This window comes from Trichocoleus sp. Lan, assembly GCF_039961855.1.
Classification (GTDB): Bacteria; Cyanobacteriota; Cyanobacteriia; order Cyanobacteriales; family FACHB-T130; genus FACHB-T130.
Genome location: NZ_JAMPKA010000021.1, coordinates 76,523 through 102,454, shown reverse-complemented (window position 1 = coordinate 102,454; position 25,932 = coordinate 76,523). Strand labels below are relative to the sequence as shown.

The following is a 25,932-nucleotide window of genomic DNA, read 5'->3' as shown; positions in this document are numbered from 1 at the left end:
AGAAAATTGGAAGATTTTCAGGTATGCGATCGCGACCTTTCCGAGGAGATATTGTCTCAGTATCTGCAAGAGTCAGCGATCGCAGTGGATACGGAAACAATGGGATTGATACCCCAACGCGATCGCTTATGCTTGGTGCAGCTGTGCGACTCCCAAAACCGCGTTACAGTCGTGCGAATTGCCAAAGGACAGATAGACGCTCCCAATTTAAAACAACTGATGGAAGCCCCCAATGTCCTAAAACTATTTCACTTTGCCCGTTTCGATGTTGCCCAACTACGGCAAAATTTAGGCATCCATGTAACTCCAATTTTTTGTACTAAAATTGCCAGCAAGCTTGCTCGCACCTATACTTCCCGCCACGGTTTGAAGGAGTTGGTGCAAGAGTTAGAGAAGGTAGAACTCGACAAAACGGCTCAAAGTTCAGACTGGGGAAATGCTGCAAACTTATCCGAAGAACAACTCCGCTATGCAGCGAATGATGTTCGTTATCTACTCAGCGTGCGACAAAAACTAATTGCAATGCTGCAACGCGAAGGGCGGTGGGAAGTTGCTCAGCAATGTTTTGAATGTTTGCCCACTATTGTGACTTTGGATTTGCTGCAATATAAGGATATTTTTGAACACTAAAAACGTGGATACAATAACTTATAAAATTCACGTCCTCTAGGGGCATGGTAATGCCATACCCCTACACAAGAAATAGGTAGTAAATCTACGTTCCTGATCTATTCGCGATTCCTGGTTCACAATTTATTAACAGTTAGCAGTCAGAATCGTCTCAACTGGAAAGCCTACTGCTTTCCACGCCGCTACGCCCCCTCTGATTTCAGACACTTTTTGATAGCCAGCCGCACGCAGTTTTGTAGCACCAACTGCGGTTTCTTCATCGGTTTCACCGTAAATGTAAATATCACGGGTGAGCTCCAATTTGGTGAGGGCGCGATCGACTAATTCGTTCATCGGCATGGGGATAGCTCCCATGATGTGGCTAATATTAAATTGGCTGCGATCGCTTACATCAATAATCGTCAAAGCCGGTTCACCCCAGTCTAGCCGCGCTTTCAGGTCATAAACACGAGATTGGGCTTGCAGCGTTGGCGGTGACGGAATAATCCAAAAGAACTTATTCATCGCTGGGTATCATCTTCTATGGCGTTCCCTGAAATTTAACAATAATTTTTAACATTTGCAAATTTTTATAGATAAAGTATTTACACTTGAGGGAATTTATGCCTATTTGTATAGGTGAAATTACTTAGATAGTATAATCATTAGCTTTGACGATAAATGCTAGAAAAAATCTAAGATTTTCTTTTCCTGTATTGGCTGATTACTAAATATTTTTTTAAATTTATTTTATGAGAACTTTCAATTGCATTAAACGCAAAATAACCTTTAACAAAGGCATTTTGACAAAACTATAGGAAATTTTTTTCAATGAACTGAAAATTTTAACTGCAAATCAGGCAAAAATGCTTGATAGAAAATGGCTGTAATAAGATTTAAAATATAAGGTGTTTCAGGACTGGCATTAAGTAAAAATGTTCCCTGTCAAATCCGTCTCATCATAAAGTAATCCAACCGGGCTTGGGGAGCCGGGTTAGGTTTCGGGAATTGCAGGAAGAGAATGTAATGAATTAGCTAGATTAAATTCAAATATTTAATCTAGCTAATTCATTACATTTTGAAATCATAATTCATTCTGCTTATTGCTTCTGAAGAAACGATTGCCGTGTTAGGATCGCTATCGATTAGATGAGCTTTAGTAGTGGTGCAAGAAAATGGAATTCAATGAACTGTTAACCTTAGCGCTGATGCTTAGTCCGGGTCTTTTACTGTCAATTTTGATATTGGCTGCTTTTGCGGCTGGCGGCTAAGACTATTTTTAGGTTCAGATGGGAAATTCCCTGAAATAGGAAGCCAATTGGCTAGTTGCCAACTATGCGATCGCAAGTTGGTAATAAAACGAGCAACTTTAACCGAAGCGATCGCCTAAAATGCCAAAAATAGGCGATAACTTCTCATCGAAACAATATCCTCTCTTGAGCTAGAGACAGAATTGCGATCGCAGATGACATATCGCTGAGAATTTGACTAAATTTAATCAGCGAATTTTTCGCTGTTAGAAGGTTTGTGAGACAGGGAAGAACCAGTCAACGATTCATCCAGCTGCATCCGTTGTTCAAGCTGGCGTAAGAAATAGCCAGTCATCATGGCTGATGCCAATAGACCTGCTAAATTTTCTCTGTCAGTCGTAATTTGAACATTAAAATTCTCTGAGGGAAGCATTCCCACCAGTCCCTGAACGTTCTGCGAGACGATTTGCTTAATGTCCGGCGTGACAGATTTGGCAACTCGCGCTAAAACTTCTGGAGATTGGTGCTGAATATATTGGAGGAGCTGATTGACTTGTGCATCTTCAGGCTCGCGGTCGAACAATTCAGGGTTAAACACCATTGGAATAAAAAGATTTGAGTAGCTTTCCTTCTACTGTAAACGATTGTGTTGTTTGGCTACTCCATACTATTGGTTATCAAATGTAAGCCGATAGAGAGATTTTTTGAAAAATATGCTCTGTGAAACACCAAATGGCTGGTTTTACGGTACATCCTGCTGAGTCAGTTGGGGGAGTTGTTCGACTTCAAAATATTGATGAAATTTTTCCGTAACCTGTAACCAGTAGGAACGACCATCGGCTTGTCGGCGCTTGCGGATAAAACCCAGTTCGACAAGTTCCTGGACGTGCTGATAAGCTCCCGAACCGCGCAAATCGACCAACTCAGATTGGGTAATGGGGCTTTTGAGGGCGATCGCTGCCAGCGTCCTCAAGGCTCCCACGCCTAAGTCTAGTGGCACTAACGCCTCTACCAAACCTTGAAAGGGCGAGCGCAATTGTAAGGTAAAGCCTTCAGGCGTTTCCACCACTTCTAGGGCGCTATCCCGGTGAGCATAGTCAGTCATGAGTTCAATCAGGGCATCTTCGGCGTTATCGCGATCGCATTCAGCATATTCGGCAATTTCGCTAACCGAGATCGGCTTACCCTTGAGATAAAGAATAGCTTCAATTTTCGAGGCGAGGCGAGGCATCATTACTCATTCGTCATTAGTCAGTCATTGGTCATTCGTCATTAGTCAGTCATTGGTAAGAGACTCTGAACAAAAGACGAATGACTAAATGGGTTAGTCTAGCTGGCGTCCTGTGAGTTCAACGAAAATATCTTCTAGATTGGACGGGCGAACCATCATACCAGTTTTATCCGGTGCAGCGTCAAGATAAGCGTTGGCTTGTTCCAGATTGGGGAAGAATTTGTATTCCCAGCGATCTCCTTGTTGTTTCATCACCAACCCTTCGCCGTGTTTAGAGCGCAGCTGTTGCAAGGTGCCAAGCTCAATCAATTGACCGGCATCCATGATACCAATGCGATCGCACAAATATTCCACCTCATCCATGTAATGCGTCGTCAGCAGCATCGTCATCCCTTGCTTATTCAAATCTCGGATAATTTCCCAGAGACGGCGGCGCGTTTGCGGGTCTAATCCCACCGTTGGCTCATCCAAAAAAAGAATAGAAGGTTGATGCAATAAGGCTCTGGCAATCTGCAATCGGCGCTTCATGCCACCTGAAAGGGTTTTTACCAGGCTATCTCGCCTGTCTACCAGTTCCACGTATTCCAGCCATCGATCGATGTCCTGCTGTCGCTGGTGCTGGGGAATATGGTGCATCCGCCCATGCAGTTCCATATTTTCCCAAACCGTCAAATCGGCATCCACGCTGATTTGTTGCAATACCACCCCAATATTTTGTTTTACCTGCAAAGGTTGTCGTACCACATCATATCCAGCGACCTCAATTTGACCTTCACTGGGTTTTGTCAATGTGGTTAGCATCCGAATTGTCGTAGATTTCCCTGCACCGTTAGGGCCAAGGAGTCCAAACATCTCTCCAGATTTAATCGTAAAGCAGAGGTCGTTGACGACAGGGATTTTGTTGTAGAGTTTGCGGACGTTCTCAAGGGAAACAGCAGTCATAGGAATTATTAAAAATTAGAAATGATTGGACTTTCAATATTTAATTCGCTATTTTCCTTTTCCTCCATTTCTTGCAAAGATTGCCAGCCTGCTTGCCACTGGGAGGGATTTTTTAGCAGCTTGGCGTTAATCCAGAAACGCACATTTGGGTCACAGGAAGCAACCATTTCTGCAAAAACAAACTTACCTTGGTTTTTGCGATTCACTACCTGAAAATGTCGCCATCCCCACGTTTTTTGCTGGGCTGTCCATTTGGAACCAACTAAGTAGGGAAATTTTTGTTTTTTCTGCATTTTCTACTTAATAAAATATTTTTCAACAAAAAATACTAAATCATGTTGCTAGATTTTTGGCACTTCTGAATTAGATTTATTGCACGGCATCATCAGGACAATTTGCTCTTGATTTTACGCACGCAACAGACGAGACGAATGAAGAAGTGAAGGATGCGATAGCGAAGTGCCGACCTGTCGGTTCGCTCTTCCCATCCCTCACAAGCGCGATCGCATCCTACTACTGGCTTTACTCAAGAGGGTGTTTTGAATCACTCTCAGCCAAGTAAACATTTTCTAGAGATTCTCTAGCCGTGTCGAGATTCTCTTGTTCTTGTGTGGTTTCCGCTGGTGATTCGACTTCGCCTGCTTCAATTTGCTGCTGAAATTCTAACAGCGTCTCATACATTTCTTCGTTAATGTTGAATATGGGTTCTTCAGTCATGAATTAATCTCCGTTTAAAAATTGTGACTTTAAGCTGTTTCCGATTCTTCCTGAGAGGTAAGCTGGGCGATCGCTTGTTGGAATTCTTCCACCGATCTGATTGTAATTGCCCGTCTATGAAGCTGTTTTAGCAAAGCTGGATCTTCTATGCTAGTGACGCTCTCGACAATTAAGCTAGGCACCGTTTCAAACCGCGTCTCCAGAACTTCAATGATATTCTCTCTAGAAGTTTGTAAGATTCCCTTGCGGATGCCTCTCCGTTCAATTGGAGTGATAAACGGCATTCTTCTTTCCTCCTCGTAACGACTCAGTGTTTCTTCAAACCCAAACTGCAATTCCTCTGGTAACACCATCATCCACTCAATCAACCGGAACAACTCTAGGATGTTTTCCCGGCTGTAGCCTCGTTCATATAGCCCTCGAACTAGGCTCAATTTCCACTCTAACCGTCCTTCGGGATTGCGGCGCGTTGCCTGTGCTTTCAGATGAGCCATGATGATGACAGCAAAAGGATTAGTGCTTTGCTCTAAACTTTGCCACTGCGCTTCATAGTCCAATAGTTTGACAGTGGGAAACCGCAAACTAACTGTTGCGCCCCAAATTTCATAGCCATAACTCTGCGGACGCCAAGACACTTGCTCGTCTGCTAAAACTGCTAAGCTGGCAACTTGCCGCCGGTATCGGTCAAAAAGGCGGTAATTATAGACATACATCCGCTCAGCAAAATTAGCATCGACTTTGTTTTGAACTTCGATGTGAATCAGTACCCAAGTTTCTTCGCCGTTTTGTCGCCAGACTTTTACCAGTTTATCGACTCGACGCCTCCCCAGTTCTGCATCGCGGACGACTTGTTGAAGTTCGGTGTCGAGAAATTCGTAGCCCTGCGACCAGTTGATGTCAGCATAAGCTTGCGGGAAGAAGAAAGCCATGAAGTCAGTAAAATAAATCTCCAAAGCTTCCTTCCAAGGGCTATCGTAATCAGCCTGAGGGTTGGTCATGATTCAGGAAGATTCGCGATCGCAACTGGCTCCACTGGATCGGTAAGCTCAAACCGGAAGACGCGAGAATAAAAGTAAAACTCCCCATCAATGGCGCGTTTAATATTCTCTGAACGGCGAAAACCGTGCTGTTCGCCTTCAAAAGGAACATAAGCAACTGGCAACCCTTTGGCACGTAGTGCCTCTACCATCATCTCCGCTTGGTTGGGCGGGACAACTTTATCTTCTAGCCCTTGAAAGAAAATGACCGGACAAGAGAGATTCTCCGTAAAGTAAATAGGCGATCGCTTTTGATAAATATCTTGCCGCTGTGGGTAAGGGCCAATCAGCCGATCCAGATAGCGCGCCTCAAATTTGTGGGTATCTCTGACCAGCGCCTCTAAGTCGCTGACGCCGTAGTAACTTGCACCTGCCTTGAAGATATCGCGGAAAGTCAGGGCGCACAGCGTCGTGTAGCCACCCGCACTACCACCAGCGATCGCCATCCGGTTTCCATCCGCCAAGCCTTGCTGAGCCAGATACCGCGCCCCATTCACGCAATCATCCACGTCCACAATTCCCCACAGCCCATCTAGCCGCTGATGGTAGGCGCGTCCATAGCCGGTGCTGCCGCCATAATTCACATCTAGATAAGCAAATCCCCGACTTGTCCAGTATTGAATCCGCAAGTTCAGCTGGCTAGAGGTGGCTGCTGTCGGCCCTCCGTGGCTTTTAACGACTAAGGGCGGCAACTCTCCATCTGGTGCTGTATAGTCGCGATTTTGGGGCGGATAGAAGAAGCCGTGAGCGGTTAATCCGTTCTCGGTCGGAAATTCAATCGGTTGCGGAACAGACAAATACCCAGAGTCAATTTCTAACTGGCTCGATCGCTGCAACACTTCTATTTGCCGCGTCGCCATATCCATTTGGATAATCGAGCTAAATTTGGTCGGTGAGCCAGCAATGAATCCCACACGACCCCCAGAGGCTTTGAGAGACGAAATCTCAGTGTAATCCGTCTCAATTTGCTCCAGTCCTGTCTCCGTGTCGAGGCTCGCCAAATGCCAAATGCCTCGCTGAGTATAGGTGCAGATAATGCGTTCTTCAGATTCAAAGGCATAGGTAGACATCCCAAAAACCCACTGCGGAAGCCCAAATTCAGCCTCCATCTCGCACAGCGGTTCAACCTCTTTTTCCCCCTTTTTAAGGGAGGTTAGGGAGGATCGAGATTGCCATCTGTAGAGATTCCACCAGCCACTGCGATCGCTAACAAAGTGTAAAATGCCATCCGGCGACCATTCTGGCTGAAAAATAGACTCATCAACGCCACCAGCAACCCGTTGGCTTTCACCCAAGGAACCATCCGCTTTAATCTGTGCAACCCATAATTCGGTTCCATCCCACGGCAGATTCGGATGATTCCAAGTTAACCAAGCCAGCTGAGAACCGTCAGGACTGAGACGTGGAGATGAGTAAAAGTCGTTTCCAGACACTAACACCCGAATATCATCACCATCTTCCAAGTTGATGCTAACCAAGGTATTGATTGGTTCGCGATCGCCTGTGGTGTGGTCTTCGCGCACAACATACAACCGCCGCTGTTTCCGGTCAATTATTCCATCCGCATAGCAGAAGCTTCCTTCTGGTGTCAGCGGTTGCGATTCTGCACCTGGAGTCTGCCGATAAAGGCGCTGATCCGCAAAATTAGAAAAATAAATAGTGCCATCAGCGACGCAGAAGGCACCGCCGCCGTATTCATTGACGCGGGTTCGGACGTTAAAGGGAGGTGGAGTGACATCAATCGTTTTCCCCTCTGGGGTTCGTCGCACAATTACATTCCGTCCGGCTTCTGCGGGTCGCCCTTCAATCCAGTAAACATCCTCGCCATCAAAGGCAATCTGCCCCACTCCAATCGTTTCAGAAACAATTAAGTCAGAGGTGATGGGCGATTTCCAGGAACCATAAGGTGCTACTTGTGCTTGGGTCATGTTTTTACTTTTACAATCAAATATTGATGAATGTATCCACTTTAGGGCTAAATTACTATCTTCCGAGTATTAGATTACTGGAGTTTTGTCAGTTAGTTTTCGTTCTTTAACCCAGCAGAAGGGTTGGGTTTCAGTATCTTTGAATCCAAGCTAAGGATTCAGTAATTTTGGGGCAGACAGAAACTTTTTGAAAATGCGAAATGTTGCATATTTATCGCAATTATATTTAAGTTTTGAGATGCCAGGGTTTCAGATCCCCGACTTCTCTAAGAAGTCGGGGATCTCGCCTTCACGAATTATTGATGTCTGCTATACAAACTCTATAGCACTAAAAAACTCTAGTAAGATTTTAGATCCAAGGGCTTAACTTCTATTGAGGAGGAAACTGCTGCTCGTTGACGATGGTAAATCCTGAAGAAACTGAGCCGTAAGAACGAACTTTGTCAAAAATTTTTACTAATTCCCTTGAAGGTTTCCGGGTAGAAATCTTCTGTCGCGACCTTTTTTGGAAATTAAAGATCTCTATAGGGCCTGGTTCGCTAGGATTCTCGCAGGCAAAAACTATCTCAGAAGATGAAATAAATCCTAAATAGGAATTGCTTTCAAATCCTTCACAATTAGAAAAAGCCAATATTTTATAGCGATTAAGAGTGTCTAAAACTAAATGATTAACCCAAGAATTATTTAATCCATCAAAAATATCTAATCTTAACACTAAATATCTATCATCCGGGGAAAAAGAGACTGGATTAGCAATAACGTAGTTATGAATATTGTTACTTAAGCCCAGAATATCTCCCAGCCTTGTTGTACTCGATAGTCCATCCTTTTCAATCACTAATTCTCCAAGAATTTTATCAGCAGTATTGGGATTACATTTTATCAACAAGTTATTGTTTGCCCGACTGTTGGCTTGACCAACTCTCCGAATATTCATATTCAGATAAATTGAATTGATCCCATTCGGTGAGGTTAGTTTCTGGGATTGATAGCTAACTTGCGTAGAACCCTGACAATTTCCATTCAGTCTGCTAATAATTTCTCGGCTTAAAGTGGCGAAATCGGAATCTTGAGCCGATGATTTGTTCGCGTAGCTCGAAATAAATCCAAGAATAATTGCAATATAAATTAACGTTGATTTTAGCGATCGCATCCGAAATTTTCTCCAAACGCAGCCAAGTCGTTCGCACACGGCTATCATGCTGCCAGTTCTAACTCTAAAACGATTATCCTGACGACCGGCTCGCAGAGGCATCGCAGCGATCGCGCACGCGAGAAAGCGGGTGTTCCTCTAAATATGGCTCAAAGTGGCTCAAATACCATCAGAGGAACGAGTAGATAGCCAGTTTCTGAGGCAAGCAGGCAGCCTATGCCCAAAAAACGACCCTCTTCATCGTTCAGCCGCAACTTTCCCTCTTCAGCGTCCGTCAAGGCAGGAAAGGAAAGGGGGCGAAAAGGAATGCGCTGACCTTGGCACCAGGCTTTAGCGTCTGTTGCTTGTAAGGTGACAGCTGGGAGATGCCCCAAAGCTGCCGACGCTAGAATTGGGTGGAACGTTCCTTGTTTGAGCTGTTCTTCCAATTCTTCAAAAGTCAGACTATCTGCTATCTGGAAACCGCTACTCTCAGTGCGAGTCAAGGCGGCAAGGGTGCCGCCGGTTGCACACGCCGAACCTAAATCGCGGGCGATCGCTCTAATATAAGTTCCAGGGCCACAAGCGATCGCTATATCTAATTCGGGAAAATCGCGATCACGCCACTCTAATATTTCTAGCTTATAAACTTCCACCTCTCGCGCCGGAACTTCAATAATTTCACCCGCTCGTGCCTTATCGTACAGGCGTTTTCCCTCAACTTGAATGGCGCTATAATTTGGCGGCACTTGCTGAATTTTGCCCTCAAAATTCTTTAGCGCTGCTTTCACTTGTTCTAAGGTTAATCCTGGTACTGGCTGGGTGCTGATTATTTCCCCTTCCAAGTCATCAGTCGTCGTCCTTACTCCCAGCCGAATCGTCCCTCGATAAGCCTTATCCTGCTGTAGATATTGCAACAGCCGCGTCGCCTTGCCCAGGGCAATTGGTAACACCCCAGTGGCAGCCGGATCTAAGGTTCCCGCGTGTCCCACGCGCTTGAGGCGCACGAGTTTCCGCACCTTGGCGACACAATCGTGAGAGGTGAATCCAACTGGTTTGTTTAGGTTAAGAAATCCTTGCATTTAATTGATTCATTTTTTAGTTACAACTAGAACAGTTGGGATATTCAGGAACTTGCACCCAAGGAGAGTCTGCGTAGCCGCAAATTCTATTCATCTTTTCTTGGATGTCTTTGCGTCTTGCTGGTTTATTCTTCTTTAACTTTAGCTGTAGAAGGTTCGCTCGGTATAGTTTAAGGGGTAGAAGATGGGATTGGTTGAGCAGTAGAAGTATTGGTGACTCCCTGCAATTGTTCCTCTGTTAAAGACTGAATCAAAACTAAAGGAATCTCATCTCGACTCATATATTGAGCGTAAGAAGCATTCAGGTAGCCTTGATATTCTGGCTCGTTAGAAACATAGGTTTTAAAAAAAGCTAGGCTCAAGGCTTTCACATATCCAAAAGCAGTCACGGGATTTGGCCCGGCAACTTGCGGCGGGATTTTAACTACGCCAGTGCCTTCAAACGCTTCTCCCAAAGTGGAAAAATGCGTTGCCTTTTTCATTAAAACCAGATATTTGTTGGGAGTTGTCAGCCAGGTGAAGGGTTTAATTTGTTCTGATAAAGCAGGTGCGGCGGTATCGTTACTGCTGGCAAATAACATTATCGGAACTTTGATGCCGCTCATCTCAGTTTTTCCGAAAATACTACTATCAACTGGATTGATCGCGATCGCTGCCTTAATTCGGTCATCCTCCAATTGATAATCAATTTGCGGCAACAGCAGCGCCCGACACTGGAGCAACAGCGACAGATTCAACGAACTATTGATAGCAGTGCAATCTTTTTCCAGGTTCTCAAAATTAATTTCTGCACCCGCCAGCGCCAACGCTGTGTAGCCGCCAAACGATTGACCAAGGACGCCGACGTTTTGCATATCTAGTCGTCCTCTATAAGTAGCTGCCAGTTGATCTAGCACATACTTCATATCCAGAGGACGGTCAACCGCCTCGCTGGGAGGAGCCGCATCGCTCGTCAGACCACTAATTAGAGCCTGCAACTGCTGGGAATTACTGCCTGGATGCTCTGGTAGAGCCACTGCAAATCCATGAGAGGCTAGGTGTCTTGCCAGATAAGCATAGGACAAGCGATCGCTTCCCAGCCCGTGAGAAATTACAATTACGGGTGCGGCTCGTCCGCTCAACTGCGGCAGATAAACATCGACTGGGAAGGTACGGCTGCGGCTGAGGTCATTGAGCGTCAGGGTTTGCATTTCCCAGCTTAGCGGCCCTGGTTGCTGTAAATCTCGCCCTGCGGGAATATGAAAGGGCATCTGAGTGGATGACTGAGCTGAGATTTCAGCCAAAGCTGCCTGTTCAACGGCAGCGATCGCTCCTTGGGTTTTCCCGATTAGGTTGCTCAGCTCATCAATAATCTCAAAGCCCCGATCCGAATTAATCCGAATTGCGTAAGTCGGAAACTTTCGCAGTACATTCAATGGCGTCAACCCTGCGGGATCGGCAGCAGCTTGAATTAAAGCAGCTCGAATTGCATAAAAACCCGGTTGAAACGCTTTTGTTTGAATAATTTCGCCAATCCGCCGCAGCAGAATTTCCCCCTGCGGTGTGTAGAGAAATTGAGCCACTGCCACCGGACTCACATTCGCACGAGTTTGCAAAATCCTCCGTAACTGCTCTAGCTGTTCCGGCTTAAAAAATTGAGCATAAAACCCTAAATCCTGATTGATTTTGCCTTCCCTGGCATATTCTTCCAGTGCCGAAACCGGAAGGGATAACTGTATCGGTCCATAGGAAATAAATATTTTTTCCGCAGCCAAAACCCGACTCGGCATCAAAGCCGTTACAGAAGGTAAAACCATTCCTAGACAGAGACCTGGAAGGCTTAAAAGCAAGCGTTTAATCGCAGAATTGGTAATCGGCAATGTAGGTTGCCTTTGCAACCCACTCTTTAAACATCCCTCCCTGTTGTTTTGCCTAAAAGGCTTCCTCGAAAGACTCAATTTCGTCCCATCTTTCATCGGTTCCCTGTTTTTGCAATCTCTGGCAACGTTTAACATAGAGGCTAGCCGCTTTATCTTGATTATTTTGCTCTAAGACGTTCTTGAAAATTTCCTCCGCAGAGGCATATTTTTTGCTGTAATAGAGATGAATTCCCCATTCAAAAGAGCTTCTGGTTTTGTTCTTTAGCTCTAAATTCTCTAAGATAACACCATCAAAAACTTCAAAAATAGGCGATAAATCTTTACGACCTTTAATATGAACTTTATCCAAAAATCTATAGTTATATCGAGTGGGATCTGCTAAATCCAGCAAAGTCTTTTCACTAATAATAATAGAAGCTCCGTAGGCTTTGGTCAAATCTTCCAGACGAGACGCCAGATTCACTGCATCTGAAATCACTGTCCCTTCCATACGCTGTTCATCTCCAATTGTGCCTAGCATCAAACTGCCGCTATGGATGCCAATGCCGATAGCGATAGGAGGTAAATTGCTTCTTCGGCGTTCCATATTGTACTGCGAAACTTGTTTTTGCATTTCAATCGCTGCCCTCAAAGCATCTTCAGCGCTTTCCGGGAAAAGCGCCATCACCGCATCTCCAATATATTTATCTATAAAACCATTATTATTCCGGATAACGGGGCTCACCCGACTCAAGTAGGAATTAATAAAATTAAAATTCTCTTTGGGTGACATCGCCTCTGAAAGGCTCGTAAAGTTGCGAATGTCAGAAAAGAGGATTGTCATGTCTTTCTGCACTTGATCGCCTAGCTTTACATTAACAATGCTTTCTTCTCCCAGCAAACTAATAAATTGACGGGGCACAAATCGACCATAAGCAATATTTATTTTGGAAAGCTCAAGATGAGTCTCTATTCGTGCTATCAATTCGTGTCTAGAAATTGGTTTGGTTAGATAATCATTGGCTCCTGACCCAAAGGTTTCTAATAAATTAGCAACGCTATGCGCTTCTGTCACAATCACAATTGGTAATTCATTGGCAGGGAAAGTTTGGCGAATTTTTTTGCAAACTTCATAGCCTGACATTTTTGGCATCATTACATCAAGTAAAATTAAATCAGGCTTTAGACCTTGCGCAATGGCTTCTAAAGCAGCGATTCCATTCCTCGCTTGATAAACCGTATAATTTTCCAAATAGAGATAATTGTTAAGGATCTGAAGATTAACCGGATCGTCATCTACAATTAAAATTTTAAATTTTCCTTCTTGGGGTGCAGGTTGTAGGTAATCTTGTAACCTTTCAAACTGAAAGTTTTGAATTTCAACCTCTTTTGAACTGAGTTCTTTGGAAAGCGTTTGTTGTATACTTTCCAATTTTCCTGCCAGCGGTAGCGTAAAAGTAAACCGCGAACCTTTTTTTAGAATGGATTCTACGTAAATTTTGCCGCCATGCAATTCCACCAGTTGTTTAGTAACTGCAAGGCGGATGCCCGTCCCCACGTAAGGTCTAGAAATAGATTCTTCGGTAAGTTCAAAAGCATCAAAAATGGTATTTATTCTATTGATTGGAATGCCAGTTCCGGTATCTGCAACCGTAATTTCCATGTAATTATCCGCAACTGAAGAAACAACTTGTATACTACCTGTATCAGTAAATTTAATCGCATTACTAACTAAATTATGCAGGATTTGTTGAACTCTATTTTCATCAGCACATACCATTGGTACAGTAGGTTCAATTCGATTAATCAAGCGCAAACCTTTGATATCTGCGAAAGGTTTAGCAAGAGTTAAAACTACATCGGCAATTTCTTGCATTCCTACTGGTCTGAGTTTTAACCCCAGTGTTTTATGCTTAAGTTTTTCTAAATCAACAATATCGTTAACCATATTTGCTAGCCGTTGACCGCTTTGCAAAACCATTAACAAGTTTTGCGTTTGAATTTCCGACAGTTCTCCAGCAGCTCCCTCTAAAAGAGAGTCAGTGATACCGATTATTTCATTTAAAGGGGTTTGTAGTTCTTGGGAAGTATTAGCTAAAAACTCATCTTTTAGTTGATTAATTTGTAATAAATCTTTGTTTTTGGATTCTAGGTTTCGGGCATAGTCTCGAATCTCAGCTACCATCGAATTAAAGGCATCTGCCAGTAGTCCTAGCTCATCTTTGCTTTTAACATCTATAAAGATGTCAAAGTTGCGATCGCATACTTTTTGAGCACCTTCTAATAATTTTTCGATAGGGTTTCCCAACCAACGCGCCAGTAAAAATGCGACGAGCAATGACAGGACTAAACTAATACTAATAATACTGATGCAAATATATCGTAATTTATGAATTTGATTGATTTCGTGGGTACCGTCGTACTCTAAAACTAAAACAGCAATAACATTATCTTTTTCATCTTTAATGGGAATAGCTGCTTTGAGAAAAGTGCCAATTTCATCTTTATAAAATTTCTTGCCAGCTTGTGCTTCCCCCTCAAAAGCTTGCTGTAGTTCATTTTGCTCAGTTGCGTATAAATCCCCAATCAATTTTTCTTTCTGAGCTAGTGTTCTTTGAGAATTGTCATGAGCTATAAACTTGACAATTCGATATCTCGGCGATTCTGGAATGCTGACAATAAGATAGGTTGAGCGAATGAGGGGGATCTTGTCTTTTGCTTCCGAGGTTTGCCTCAAAAATCTCACAGGAAATACTTTTCTCCGGCTGCTATTTCTAATTTTTATCAAAATTTTTACAAGAGCTTGATACTCCGGGGATTTTATATATTCTTGAGCAATTTTAGGTGGTAAAGAAGCCGTGATTTCTCCAGGTTCTAGGGTTCTGATTTTTTCGCTGACAGGCAGAGAATTTTTTTCAAGAGACTGACGAAGCTGCTGAATTGTTTGTTTTTCGTCTTGCTCTAACGAAGATGCTCCTTGACGACCTACGTCTTTAAGTCGCTCTGACATCTGGTTTAAAACAATTTGATTTGTTTTTGAGTAGAAAAAATAAACGCTAGTGCTGGTGACTCCAACTGAAAGAAGCGAGATAGCCAGCCCTATTTTCACCGCGAAGGGAAATTTCATATTCGGGATTCTGGAAAAGTTATATTTCTGTGATATTTCTAATTATTTTTATGAATCAACGATTATCTTAGTAAATATCCTTAAATGGCTTAAGGTTATACTAAAAATTTTAAGTCTAACCCCCCTAAGGGGTATACATCAGTTTGTTAATTCTTGCAACCTATTTTCTAGGTAGGGGAAACAGGCTGAGCTTTTGCTTACTTTTTTTGCTGAAAAGATACAAAAGGAACTTTTACCATATCAATACCTTTTTTAAGGTTTATTTTGACTTTATAGTGGTTTATTTCTCACTTGAAAAGATATTTTCGAGAACTAGGGTTAAAAGAGACTGGAGAAGCCTAAATTTGGGATGAATAACTCTCTATTAAGCTGCTGGAACAGAAAAAACATTTTCCCTTCAAACCCGTTAAATTCTGCAAAAATGGGTTGCTATCCCGCAAGTTTTACCCTGGATGTACCTGGAAACACTTCTGGTTACTCATGAACTTGTCCTTACAATTCTCTGCCACAGCTAAGTTGATAAAAATCTGGTAGGGTTTTAAAACGGTATAACAAGAGCCAAGTAGAGTCTAAACGACGCGATCCGTTAAGACTCACGCTGCGGGAACGCATTTTACTTCACTCATCGGGGATAAAAATGGAAGCATTGAAAGGACGAGATCTCCTAAGTCTGGCAGACCTCAGTGCTGAGGAAATGAAAGAACTTTTGGATTTGGCAGCTCAGCTGAAGACGCATCAGCTAAATTTGCGCTGCAATAAGGTGTTAGGGCTGTTGTTTTATAAAGCGTCTACACGGACTCGCGTTAGCTTTTCAGTGGCAATGTACCAACTAGGCGGTCAGGTGATAGACCTTAATCCTAATGTTACCCAGGTGAGCCGGGGAGAACCGTTAGCCGATACAGCACGAGTGTTGGATCGCTATCTAGACATCTTAGCGATTCGGACATTTGAGCAGGAGGATCTGCAAACTTTTGCGAACTATGCCAAGATTCCGATTATCAATGCGCTGTCGGATTTAGAACATCCCTGTCAGGTTTTAGCTGATTTGTTAACTGTTCAAGAATGCTTTGGAACGCCAGATGGGCTGACTTTGACTTATCTGGGAGATGGCAATAATATGGCAAACTCGCTGCTTTTGGGCTGCGCGTTGATGGGGATAAATGTGAGAATTGCTACACCTACGGAGTATCAACCCGATGCGGCAATTGTCGAGCAAGCGAAAAAGATTGCACAGGCTAACTCTGAGGTGACAATTACTAACGACCCTGAAGCTGCCGCCAAAGGTGCCCATGCGCTTTATACCGATGTTTGGGCAAGTATGGGTCAAGAGGAACAAGCAGATGCCAGAATTCCAATTTTTCAACCTTACCAAGTGAATGAGCAGCTGTTGAGTATTGCCGATCCTGACGCAATTGTGCTGCATTGTTTACCTGCTCATCGAGAGGAAGAAATTACCGATGCTGTTATCGAAGGTTCTCAGTCGCGGGTTTGGGATCAGGCAGAAAACCGAATGCACGCGCAGAAGGCTTTGTTGGTGAGTCTTTTGGGAGCAGATTGATAATTTGCTAATCCCTAATCGCCAATGGCAAATGGCTAATTGTTTAAAAAACATTAGCCATTAACCACTGGACAGACGTGGATTTTAGTAGTACGAATGTTCTACAGGACGTAGATTTGTATTCCCCTATTGTTTTATGGAACCCCTAACTGATGCTCAGCAGCAACTTTATAATTGGCTGGTGGAATATATCAGTCAATATCAACACGCGCCTTCAATTCGGCAGATGATGCGGGCAATGGAACTGAAGTCGCCTGCGCCGGTTCAGAGCCGCCTGGAACACTTGCGTGCGAAAGGCTATATTGACTGGACGGAAGGAAAAGCCCGCACGATTAGGATTGTGCGCTCTGGTGCGAGTGGAGTGCCGGTTTTAGGAGCGATCGCTGCCGGTGGTCTTGTCGAACCTTTCACCGATACGGTCGAACAGCTGGATTTGGCTGCCCTGTTTCGTCAGCCGGATTATTATGCCCTTCGGGTGGTCGGAGACAGCATGATTGATGACCAAATTGCTGAAGGCGATATGGTCATCATGCGACCCGTACCCGAACCGGATCGCGTGAAAAATGGCACGATTGTGGCAGCACGAGTCGAAGGACACGGAACGACCTTGAAACGCTATCACCGGCAGGGAGAGCAAATTACGCTCAAACCAGCCAATACCAAATACGACCCCATTAAGGTAAAGGCGAACCAAGTGGAGGTGCAAGGTGTGTTGGTCGGCGTCTGGCGCGGCTATGAATTTGCTTCCATGAAATCGGGATCTCGAAGGCGATAGCATTCTTCGCGTTCCTCTTATCAAAGTCTCCGGGAAAAGGTTTCTCTCTATGGGATGATATCTCAAGACCAAAAGAGCCATTCTCCTGAGTCATTAGGAATTGGAGAAACGGTAATTGGTAATTGGTAATTCATACAAGGCATTACCGATTACCGATTACCCACTACCAAGGACAGCAAACTAATGACTCAAAGTTCGTAAGGAGCCTTTGTCAGTCGTGAAAGCAACCCAATCTTTTTTTCAAGTTTTTCAAAGCCGCAAGATGGCGGCTCTTTTGTTTCTGGGCTTTGCGTCAGGTTTGCCCTTGTTCTTGACGAGTAAGACGTTGCAAGCCTGGATGACAGTCGAGAACGTGAATTTAAGTGCGATTGGGTTGTTCAGCTTGGTAGGTTTGCCCTACTCGCTCAAGTTTATTTGGTCGCCCTTACTCGACCGCTTTGTGCCGCCGTTTCTGGGGCGTCGTCGTGGCTGGCTAGTTCTGACGCAAGCGGCATTGTTGTTAGCGATCGCAGCAATGGCGCTCCAAAAGCCCTCCCAAGCTTTGCAACTGTTAGCCGTCAATGCTTTATTCATTGCCTTTTTCAGCGCGACTCAAGACATCGCCGTTGACGCCTATCGCACAGATGTCCTGGAAGAACGGGAAATGGGAGCCGGGGCAGCGATTTTTGTTTTAGGATATCGCGTTGCCTTGCTGATTACGGGTGGTTTGGCGCTGATTTTAGCGGAAAAATTGTCTTGGCCTACAGTTTACTTGTTGATGTCGCTGTTGATGGCAATTGGGTTCGTGAGTTCAATTTGGGCACCGGAACCCATACAGCGCGATCGCCCACCCGATTCCTTATCAGAAGCGGTGTCTTTGCCATTTATTGAATTCTTTCAACGCAATGGTCAGAGCCAAGGATTTTTGATTCTAGTTTTCATTGTTCTCTACAAACTGGGTGACGCGCTTGTTAATAATATGTCTACGCCCTTTTTGTTGGAGAAGACCGGCTTAAACTTCTCTTCCGCAGAAGTTGGTGCAATTCAGGGCGGCATGGGATTACTGGCAAGCATTGTTGGCGCTCTTTCAGGCGGTGCAATTCTCAGCAAAATCGGTATTAATCGCTCACTTTGGGTATTCGGTGCTTTGCAAGCAGTGAGTAATTTTGCTTATTTTCTCCTTGCACAAGTCGGGAAAAACTATCAGTTACTTGTACTGACTATTAATATTGAAAACTTTTGTGCTGGACTCGGAAACGCCGCTTTTGTAGCCTTTTTGATGAGTCTTTGTAACCAGCGCTTCTCGGCAACCCAGTATGCTTTACTCTCCAGCTTAATGGCAGTCAGCCGCGATATTTTAGTTGCCCCGGCGGGTCGAATCGCAGAAGCCACTGGTTGGCCTTCCTTTTTCCTAATTAGCATCGCCGCTGCCTTGCCTGGATTACTGCTGCTGCCTATTTTTGCTCCCTGGAATTCGCGTTCCGTGCCAGAAATGCCTAGAGAGGTACTAGATGATGAAGACGATGACTCTCAACAGTTGTAGGATAGAAACAGAGAGCTTAATAAATCTTAAACACAATTCTTAGAAAAGTCTTTCTCTATGGCTATCTTTCGTCAGTACATTGTTCCATTGATCGTGGTGTTGATCTTTTTTGTGGCGCTGGTGGCAGTTAGCGCCCGCATCTTTTTACCCTCTGACATGGCAGCACCCGCACCTATTGAGGAAGTCAATCCTCCTGGGGAACACGCTCAGGCACCGACATCTGATTTTGGCTTAGAAATGATGGATTTAGGATTGATCTCCAATCTAAAATCGATAGTCTAAAATGCCTTGTCCGTTATTGCCGGGGTATCAGCTGCGCGAAGGATCGAGTCTGAATCGAGCAAGTCTCGTGAAATTCATGCAGCTGACTTACCAGGAGCTTTTTCCAGAACAAAAAGATTTTTCTCATCTAGCGGAAACGGTTGAGCAATACTTTTCTAAAAAAACGCCTTTGTGGTGGGTTGAACTAAAGGAAGAAGGAAGAAAAAAGGAAGAAACAGATTCTTCAATTCCTGGCTCATCCGTTCATCATCCTTCCCAAGTAGCTTGTCTTTGGTTGGGAAATGCCGTGGATCAGGTGACAGGCGATCGCCATGCCCACATTTTTTTACTCTATGTCTTGCCAGAACACCGCCGACGTGGCATAGGAAAAGCTTTGGTCAATCATGCCGAAGACTGGGCGCGGGCAAGAGGCGATCGCCAAATGGGTCTGCAAGTCTTTCAAACCAATCAACCCGCGTTGAATCTTTACCGCAGCCTCGGCTACCAAACCCAGTCTTTGTGGATGCTGAAACCGCTGTTTCCTGAGACACCGCAGCCATAAGGAAGACCAAGCCAGCTATTTTGTTTTGGGTCGTCCAAAACCTTTTGCCTGTTTCTTCCCTTTGCCCTTAGAAGTTTTTTCCGGTACGGCAGGAACGCTGTGCGTCTTTGGCAATGCCTGAGCTTCAGATGTTACAGCAGGCTTTGTCTGCATTTGTGGCTCGGCTTCTTCACCAGCATCAGCGGCAACAAACTGTTTCCCACAGTCTTTACAAACATATCTTTGCTTGTTTTTATAGTGCCCATTTTTCCGAACCTCAGTAGCGCCGCATTTTGGACAGTTAATCTGAGGTGTTTCTATTGCTTGGGCTTCTGGGACGGCTGCGGGTGCTGATTCTACCGCGGGTTCGTTCTGGTCGTCTGCTTCTGGTTGCTGGCTGAAAACAGATACCACTGCCTCAAGCGCTGATGCAGCTCTATCTAATAAAGTTGGTTGAGGGGCGTCTGGTTCATCATTGGGGGCGATCGCTTCCTCCGAAGACTCAGCAGCCGTCTCCTCGTCTGGTAGAACTGACTCTGGAGCTTCGGCGGTTGGTGTTTCGGTTTCGACTTCCGATTCGCTGGGGATCTCTTCGACTGGAACGGATGTAGCCGCTGATATTTCGGCTTCGACTGGAGGTGCTGGTTCTACAGCAGGCTCTTTTTGGTCGGCATCTGGCTTGTCGAAAACAGATACCACTGCCTGAAGCGCCGCCGCCGCCCTGTCTAATAAAGAGGGTTGTTGGGTATCTTTTGGTTCCTCTATCGGAGCGATCGCCTCTGGCGACTCAGCCTCAGCAGCAGTCGTCTCCTCTGTCGGTTGAACTGACACTTCCGGTGCCGCCGTTGGAGTTTCAGATATTGCTTCTGGAAGGGCGCTGGGCGTCTCCTTGACGGGTTCGGGAATGGGTGCTGCTTCCGTCTCTGGCACTGAACTGGGTGATGACTCTACTTCCGGTGCCGAGACTGGAGTTTGGGCTTCTTTCCCTGGCACTGAGCTGGATGGTGACTCTACTTCCGGTGCCGCGACATCTGAGGGAGCCGTAGAACTCGCGTCTACTGGCTGCTCCCAACCAGGTACTGGAGGGGCAGGCTTCCAGTTGGGGTCAGGCTGGGGAATTTTGAATGCTATAATTTCCGGCGGTTGCGATCGCGTTGGTTTGGCAGCAGTCAGTCGGCTGATGCGATCGCCGAGATTTTCCGCGATCGCATAGGTCACGGGAAGCACCGTCGGTTTCGAGACTGCCTCTCGCACCAAGCCGCTAACGTGTTCGGACGGATCGAGGGCAGGTTGAGGGGCAGGTTGAGGGGTAGATGGCACTGACGGTGATAAATTGACCTGCGGCAATGGCATCACCGGCTGCTGAGATTGGTGGGTAGGTCCCAAGGCGGGAACGAATCGAATGGAACGAACCATCCGGCGATATGGCTCTAGGTGGTCTGTCACATTACTCCCCCTGTTATCAAGGATCACAATAGAAGGCTCTTGGTGTCGTGTACTATACCAAATTCAACTTTTTGATCGGGTCTAGCAACTCATAATGTTAGTTTTCTTAACTTTCGTGCCTCTCTCAAGCAGGCATTGCCAGTAGAGACTAGAGGAATGGGAGCGGTAGTGGTACTTTATTCAAATATGTATGACGACGATGACGATTTGAGCTTACTCGATCCAGAGATAGAGCTAGAAAGCCCTCTGGATCAAATAGAGCCGCTTGATGCCGACGCAGAGAGCCAGCCTAAACCAGATCCAGATGCGATGCTGGCACTGTTAACGGCTCCTGGAACACAGCAACGGATGCTAGCAGCACGAGCTTTCTGCGAACTCCAGGATGAACGGGCGATTCCTCATTTAATTCACTTACTGAGTGACCCCTGCCCGTTGCTACGGGTGAGTGCTGCTTATGGGCTGGGGCGCAATCCCAGTTCTACAGCCGTAGTGCCGTTGATTACCCAGCTCAACAACGATTGGAATGGCTACGTCCGCAAAGGTGTTGTTTGGGCTTTGGGAAACTGCCGCGATCGCCGCTCGTTAGAACCTCTCACCGACGCCTTAAAAACCGATATTTCTGCCGTGCGTCTGTGGGCAGCCAGTGGGTTAGCTCAAATGGCTGAACTGGGCTACGAAGCCATTGTGGCATCAATTCCACCCCTGATTGAAGCTCTAAGGCAAGACCCGATCGCCGCCGTCCGTAGCAACTGTGCTTGGTCGTTAGGACAACTCTGCCGCGAAATGCCTTCTAATGCCGTCTACGCGGGTGCCATTGATGGATTAATTGAGGCATTTGCAGAAGATGAAGAGATGGGTGTCCGAGAAGATGCAAAAGCTGCGCTTTTGAGAGTCGGCGATCCCAGAGGTCTTCAGCTGATTGAAACCCTAGAACAGGAAGGACTCGTGTAAACCGACAACATTAGCCTGGAGAACTGCGGATTTCATCCAACTTTGCCCGTACTGCTTGAATATCCTGCCACATTAACCATTTGGGGCTGCCCGCTTCACGGGCAGGATTCCGCAGCAGGTAGGCTGGATGGAGAATCGGCATACACAGGCGTCCTTCCCACTCGATCCAAGTGCCGCGAATTTTAGTAATGCCTCTTTTGTCGCCAGTCAATCCTTTCACTGCTGTAGCGCCCGTTAATAGAATAATTTTCGGGTCTACCATGCGAATCTGTTCTAACAGATAGGGTTTGCAAGCAGCGATTTCATCGGGGGTGGGAACCCGATTAGCGGGGGGACGGCACTTATTAATATTGGCAATGTAGACGTCCTGTTCGGTATCTAGCTGCACCGACGCGAGTATTTTATCTAGCAACTGACCCGATTTACCGACAAATGGTTTGCCTTGTTCGTCTTCATTTTGACCGGGCGCTTCCCCCACAACCATAATGGGTGCCTGGAGATTGCCGCGTCCAACTACAGCGTTTGTGCGGGTTTCGCCCAATTGACAGCGATAGCATTGGTTGCAATGCTCAGCCATCTGAGCCATTGTTTGATAGGTGCCAGCAGGAATAGGAATTTTGGCACTTGTCGGAATCAGTTCTAGTGCTTGAGGCTGGGCTGTGGTAGATTCGCTAATCCCTGAGGTGTCAAAAAGGCTGAGTTGGTCTTCGCTTGGCATGAATTTGGCGGATAGTCTATGGTTTTTCCGAAATAATCCTAACAATATTGACACTCCGCTGACCTAAGTCGGAAGCTCACTCTTCCGACTTAGGTCAGCGTGAGGCTTAGGTTCTCTGAGCTTCCGGTTACTCTTAGGCTGAAGGTGGGTTCACACTTGCCCTTTGATAGTTCATACTTTGGATGGACTCTCGATTTCTGCCTTATCTGGCGAAAATCAGCCATTATAGAGGCGAGCGCACTGCCAACTTCTGGAGGGTGCCATGTCATCAGCCCCAATTTTCCGCGATCGCATTACTGCTGGCGAGCAGCTAGCTCAGCCGATTCTGGCAGAGATTAAGCAGCTCCAGGCTCAAGGCTTGAGCGTTCAGCCTATCGTTTATGCACTGCCTCGCGGCGGCATTCCGGTGGCTGTGCCGGTAGCACGCTGTCTAGGTTGCCCGGTGGATATCGTTGTCGCTAAAAAAATTACCCGTCCTGAAAATCCAGAACTGGCGATTGGTGCCGTCACGTCAGATGGGCACGTTATCTGGTACCAGGCAAAGCGATCGCGGAAAGATCCCGAAAATAATCAGCTACGGGAAGCGGCGTTGCACCAAGCCCAAGAAAAAGCTGCGGCGCTCTACAGTCAGCTTTCTCCTAGCTGCTTATCCGTGAATCCTCGCGGTGCGATCGCTATTTTGATTGACGATGGCATTGCTACCGGCATGACAATGGCAGCCGCCGCTTACGCTTTGAAAGCCCAAGAACCTGCTGCGGTTTGGGTTTGTAGTCCGGTGGCACCGATAGGATTAGGCGATTGGCTATTATCTTGGAGCGATCGCGTGATTATTCTCCAAACACCCGATCCTTTCCTCAGTGTCAGTCGCTTCTATGAGGCATTTCCCCAAGTTGAGACACAAGAAGCGATCGCTGACTTACAACAGCACAATCAGCAGATTTTCCCTGGAACTCCTCCAGATGCACCTCTAAGCAGATAGCCAAACTGTTTAATTTTGATTATCTTAACTAGTAGTCCTAGATTGATTTTTTTATTAACGATTAACCGTTAGTTAATCGTTAATGGCTCTTTTAAAAAATAACAACCGATCGATGAGACCTATACAATTTTGGTGGCGCACTTTAGTTTTTTCTAGCCAGTACAATCCACCTTGGTTCGTTGAGTTGCTGATGACCGGGTTAGCTATCGGCTTACTGATGAGCTGGGAAATTACCAAAGACTGGCCTTATCTGCTTTTAAGTTCAAGCTATGCTATTGGAGCTGCGATGTCAATGTGGGTACGCGAAACTCTCATGCCCTCGCCCCATTTGCGCGTGATGCAGATTCTCGCCATCCTGTTACTAATCTATAGTTTTTGTAGCTTTTCTGACTTAGCCGTTTACCTCAAGTAATCCTGTTTGAAATTTAGATTTCAAAATCTAATTTCACACACTATTGGATAATTTTAAATAATGCAAGTTTAAAATTATCAAGCGATACCTTTTCTTCAAAAATAAGTAGAAATTCTAACAAATAGCAAATGCTTGGTGAAGAATTAACCGATTTCCTATGGGATCGTAAGCATAGATTTCTCTGCCATGAGAAGCGATAAAAATTTCTCCTGGGGGTGGATATCCGAGGGCAGTTAGGTGAGAAATTGCCCCTTCTAAGTCAGTCACTTCTAAACACAAGCTCATTCCACTTTTAGCTGATTCAAACTCTGATAAGTGCGTTTCTTTAGGTCTGAAAATTCCTAAGCGAAATCCAGGCAACTGAAATTCAGCGTAAATATTCGGGATGTAGGGATTTGGGTTTTGGTTGAGCAGATTGGTATAGAAAAGCACTAGAACTTCAAGGTCAACGGTTGCTAAAGTGACGAGTGCGGCGGTGCATTGGAAAAGCATATTTGTTAGGAATCACCTGAAAAAAAGGTTAAGCCTTAATAAATTGGATTTTTAAGAGAAGTGAATAACCTATCTAGAGACGGGTGAAATACACTAACAAAAATATTAATTCTAGGAAGAAATAAAAGAAATCAGCAGGGTCAGTTCATGCCAGATGCACATGATGATACCGCAGCCCAGAATCGTCGCCAAGAGATTCTGAACTGGAAGCGCAGGCAGTTTCTGCAACGACTCGGCGTTTTGGGAGCTGGAGTCGCGATCGCCGATCGGATTTTGCTACACCCCCACCAACAAGTCAATGCTGAAACGAATCTATCGCCAACTTCCCAGGCGACGCCCATCAAAGCAGGCGAGATTCCCCGCCGAAAACTCGGACGCACTGGCGTAGAAGTTTCCGCGCTGACACTCGGCGGCTTTCACTTGGGAGTTCCGAACGAACCCGAAGCGATTCGGATTGTTCAAGAAGCGCTGGATGCGGGTGTCACCTTTATGGACAACGCCTGGGAATATAACGAAGGTGTCAGCGAACAACGGCTGGGGAAGGCGCTGCAAGGGCGGCGGGATAAAGCTTTTGTGATGACCAAAGTTTGTACCCACGGACGCGATCGCAAAGTCGCCATGCAGCAACTAGAGCAATCTTTGCGGCGTCTGAAGACGGATTATATCGACTTATGGCAAGTTCACGAAGTTGTTTACGACAACGACCCGGAAAGGCATTTCTCCAAAGGGGGTGTTATCGAGGCTTTAGATGAAGCCAAGCAGCAGGGTAAAGTTCGGTTTGTCGGCTTCACAGGTCACAAAGATCCGGCAATTCACCTGAAAATGCTTTCCTATGATTACCCCTTTGATACGGTGCAACTGCCACTGAATTGTTTTGATGCCAGTTTTCGCAGCTTTGAGAAGCAAGTTCTCCCAGAACTCAACAAGCGCGGGATTGCCGCCATTGGCATGAAAAGTCTCGGCGGTGAGGGCGAACCGATTAAAGCAGGCGTTGTCACCGTTCAAGAAGCGCTACGCTATGCTATGAGTCTTCCCGTGGCAACGACGGTGAGTGGGATTGACTCGCTACAAGTGCTGCGCCAAAACTTGAATATTGCCAGGGGTTTCACGCCGATGACTCCAGAGGAAATGCAAGCAGTGCGATCGCGTTATGCAACCTATGCTGCTGATGGGCGCTTTGAACTTTACAAAACATCAAAGAAGTACGACGGGCCACCGGGTAGAGAACAGCACGGATTTCCACCAAAAGAGCAAGTTGAAACTTGAAGCGGTACGCTAGCTTTTAAGGATAGTTCTCTCGTTGATTAAAGACGGGTGGTAATTGGAATTGGAGTGATGAGTTTTGAATAAAGCATTTTAAACTCAAAACTCAGAATTAAACACG

The 25,932-nt window shown here is 45.6% G+C and carries 24 protein-coding genes and 1 pseudogene; 10 read left to right on the top strand and 15 right to left on the bottom strand.

All coding sequences use genetic code 11. The annotated features are described in order from the left end of the window. Positions 1-6: 6 nt before the first annotated feature. The gene (locus tag NDA03_RS18960; protein WP_190685574.1) at positions 7-630 is read left to right on the top strand and encodes a ribonuclease D; all 624 of its coding nucleotides are present in this window, start codon (positions 7-9) and stop codon (positions 628-630) included. A gap of 126 nt (positions 631-756) precedes the next feature. Here the strand turns inward: NDA03_RS18960 and NDA03_RS18955 are convergent, their stop codons facing one another. The 12 genes from NDA03_RS18955 to NDA03_RS18900 form a co-directional block, all read right to left on the bottom strand. Further along, a complete protein-coding gene (locus tag NDA03_RS18955; RefSeq protein WP_348238847.1) occupies positions 757-1,134 on the bottom strand; it encodes a rhodanese-like domain-containing protein in 378 nt (125 codons plus the stop codon). A 969-nt stretch (positions 1,135-2,103) separates the two neighbouring features. Beyond that, positions 2,104-2,460: a DUF760 domain-containing protein gene (locus tag NDA03_RS18950; protein ID WP_190410577.1), complete on the bottom strand. Its 357-nt coding sequence runs from the start codon at positions 2,458-2,460 to the stop codon at positions 2,104-2,106. A 141-nt stretch (positions 2,461-2,601) separates the two neighbouring features. Further along, the gene (gene scpB, locus NDA03_RS18945; protein ID WP_190430900.1) at positions 2,602-3,090 is read right to left on the bottom strand and encodes an SMC-Scp complex subunit ScpB; all 489 of its coding nucleotides are present in this window, start codon (positions 3,088-3,090) and stop codon (positions 2,602-2,604) included. Between the two features lie 93 nt (positions 3,091-3,183). Beyond that, the gene (locus tag NDA03_RS18940; RefSeq protein ID WP_190430896.1) at positions 3,184-4,032 is read right to left on the bottom strand and encodes an ABC transporter ATP-binding protein; all 849 of its coding nucleotides are present in this window, start codon (positions 4,030-4,032) and stop codon (positions 3,184-3,186) included. 8 nt (positions 4,033-4,040) lie between these two features. Then, positions 4,041-4,325 carry a TIGR02450 family Trp-rich protein gene (locus NDA03_RS18935; protein WP_190410579.1) on the bottom strand — a complete coding sequence of 95 codons (285 nt, stop codon included), beginning with the start codon at positions 4,323-4,325 and terminating at the stop codon, positions 4,041-4,043. Positions 4,326-4,554: 229 nt separating this feature from the next. Beyond that, positions 4,555-4,749, bottom strand: coding sequence for a hypothetical protein (locus NDA03_RS18930; RefSeq protein WP_190430895.1), 195 nt, complete (start codon positions 4,747-4,749; stop codon positions 4,555-4,557). 29 nt (positions 4,750-4,778) lie between these two features. Continuing rightward, positions 4,779-5,747, bottom strand: coding sequence for a transposase (locus NDA03_RS18925; protein WP_348238846.1), 969 nt, complete (start codon positions 5,745-5,747; stop codon positions 4,779-4,781). Further along, the gene (locus tag NDA03_RS18920; protein ID WP_348238845.1) at positions 5,744-7,714 is read right to left on the bottom strand and encodes a S9 family peptidase; all 1,971 of its coding nucleotides are present in this window, start codon (positions 7,712-7,714) and stop codon (positions 5,744-5,746) included. The genes NDA03_RS18925 and NDA03_RS18920 overlap by 4 nt, the downstream gene beginning before the upstream one ends. Positions 7,715-8,084: 370 nt before the next feature. Beyond that, positions 8,085-8,867, bottom strand: coding sequence for a hypothetical protein (locus NDA03_RS18915; RefSeq protein ID WP_348238844.1), 783 nt, complete (start codon positions 8,865-8,867; stop codon positions 8,085-8,087). Between the two features lie 149 nt (positions 8,868-9,016). Continuing rightward, entirely contained in the window at positions 9,017-9,928 is a 912-nt protein-coding gene (gene truB / locus NDA03_RS18910) for a tRNA pseudouridine(55) synthase TruB (RefSeq protein ID WP_348238843.1), read from the bottom strand. Positions 9,929-10,098: 170 nt separating this feature from the next. Then, entirely contained in the window at positions 10,099-11,724 is a 1,626-nt protein-coding gene (locus NDA03_RS18905) for an alpha/beta hydrolase (protein WP_348238842.1), read from the bottom strand. A gap of 115 nt (positions 11,725-11,839) precedes the next feature. Further along, on the bottom strand, positions 11,840-14,893 hold the full coding sequence (locus tag NDA03_RS18900) for a response regulator (protein WP_348238841.1): 3,054 nt from the start codon (positions 14,891-14,893) through the stop codon (positions 11,840-11,842). 637 nt (positions 14,894-15,530) lie between these two features. Between NDA03_RS18900 and argF the strand changes: the two genes are divergently transcribed. From argF to NDA03_RS18875, 5 genes are all read left to right on the top strand, one after another. Next, on the top strand, positions 15,531-16,451 hold the full coding sequence (argF, locus tag NDA03_RS18895) for an ornithine carbamoyltransferase (RefSeq protein ID WP_190410588.1): 921 nt from the start codon (positions 15,531-15,533) through the stop codon (positions 16,449-16,451). 136 nt (positions 16,452-16,587) lie between these two features. Beyond that, positions 16,588-17,226: a transcriptional repressor LexA gene (gene lexA / locus NDA03_RS18890; protein ID WP_348238840.1), complete on the top strand. Its 639-nt coding sequence runs from the start codon at positions 16,588-16,590 to the stop codon at positions 17,224-17,226. A gap of 262 nt (positions 17,227-17,488) precedes the next feature. Beyond that, a complete protein-coding gene (locus NDA03_RS18885) occupies positions 17,489-18,748 on the top strand; it encodes an AmpG family muropeptide MFS transporter (protein ID WP_190410905.1) in 1,260 nt (419 codons plus the stop codon). Between the two features lie 57 nt (positions 18,749-18,805). After that, positions 18,806-19,030, top strand: a complete 225-nt coding sequence (locus NDA03_RS18880) for a hypothetical protein (protein ID WP_190429526.1) — start codon at positions 18,806-18,808, stop codon at positions 19,028-19,030. A 1-nt stretch (position 19,031) separates the two neighbouring features. Next, positions 19,032-19,571, top strand: coding sequence for a GNAT family N-acetyltransferase (locus tag NDA03_RS18875; protein ID WP_190410590.1), 540 nt, complete (start codon positions 19,032-19,034; stop codon positions 19,569-19,571). Between the two features lie 180 nt (positions 19,572-19,751). On the opposite strand, the pseudogene NDA03_RS18870 reads toward NDA03_RS18875, so the two are convergent. Continuing rightward, positions 19,752-19,850 (bottom strand): annotated as a pseudogene (locus NDA03_RS18870) (IS1 family transposase); the annotation flags it as partial. Between the two features lie 1,332 nt (positions 19,851-21,182). Here NDA03_RS18870 and NDA03_RS18865 point away from each other — a divergent pair. After that, positions 21,183-21,947 (top strand): HEAT repeat domain-containing protein, encoded by a 765-nt coding sequence (locus tag NDA03_RS18865; RefSeq protein WP_190410906.1) that lies wholly within the window; start codon positions 21,183-21,185, stop codon positions 21,945-21,947. Positions 21,948-21,957: 10 nt separating this feature from the next. Here the strand turns inward: NDA03_RS18865 and NDA03_RS18860 are convergent, their stop codons facing one another. Next, complete coding sequence (locus NDA03_RS18860) at positions 21,958-22,665, bottom strand: uracil-DNA glycosylase (RefSeq protein ID WP_348238839.1); 708 nt, start codon at positions 22,663-22,665, stop codon at positions 21,958-21,960. 262 nt (positions 22,666-22,927) lie between these two features. On the opposite strand from NDA03_RS18860, the gene NDA03_RS18855 reads away from it, so the two are divergent. Both NDA03_RS18855 and NDA03_RS18850 read left to right on the top strand, forming a co-directional pair. Further along, positions 22,928-23,644 (top strand): phosphoribosyltransferase family protein, encoded by a 717-nt coding sequence (locus tag NDA03_RS18855; protein WP_190410593.1) that lies wholly within the window; start codon positions 22,928-22,930, stop codon positions 23,642-23,644. A gap of 112 nt (positions 23,645-23,756) precedes the next feature. Beyond that, a complete protein-coding gene (locus NDA03_RS18850; RefSeq protein ID WP_190410594.1) occupies positions 23,757-24,056 on the top strand; it encodes a hypothetical protein in 300 nt (99 codons plus the stop codon). Between the two features lie 114 nt (positions 24,057-24,170). On the opposite strand, the gene NDA03_RS18845 is transcribed toward NDA03_RS18850, so the two are convergent. Next, positions 24,171-24,548, bottom strand: coding sequence for a VOC family protein (locus tag NDA03_RS18845; RefSeq protein ID WP_348238838.1), 378 nt, complete (start codon positions 24,546-24,548; stop codon positions 24,171-24,173). Positions 24,549-24,695: 147 nt separating this feature from the next. Between NDA03_RS18845 and NDA03_RS18840 the strand changes: the two genes are divergently transcribed. Then, a complete protein-coding gene (locus NDA03_RS18840; protein WP_190439307.1) occupies positions 24,696-25,814 on the top strand; it encodes an aldo/keto reductase in 1,119 nt (372 codons plus the stop codon). Positions 25,815-25,932: the final 118 nt, after the last annotated feature.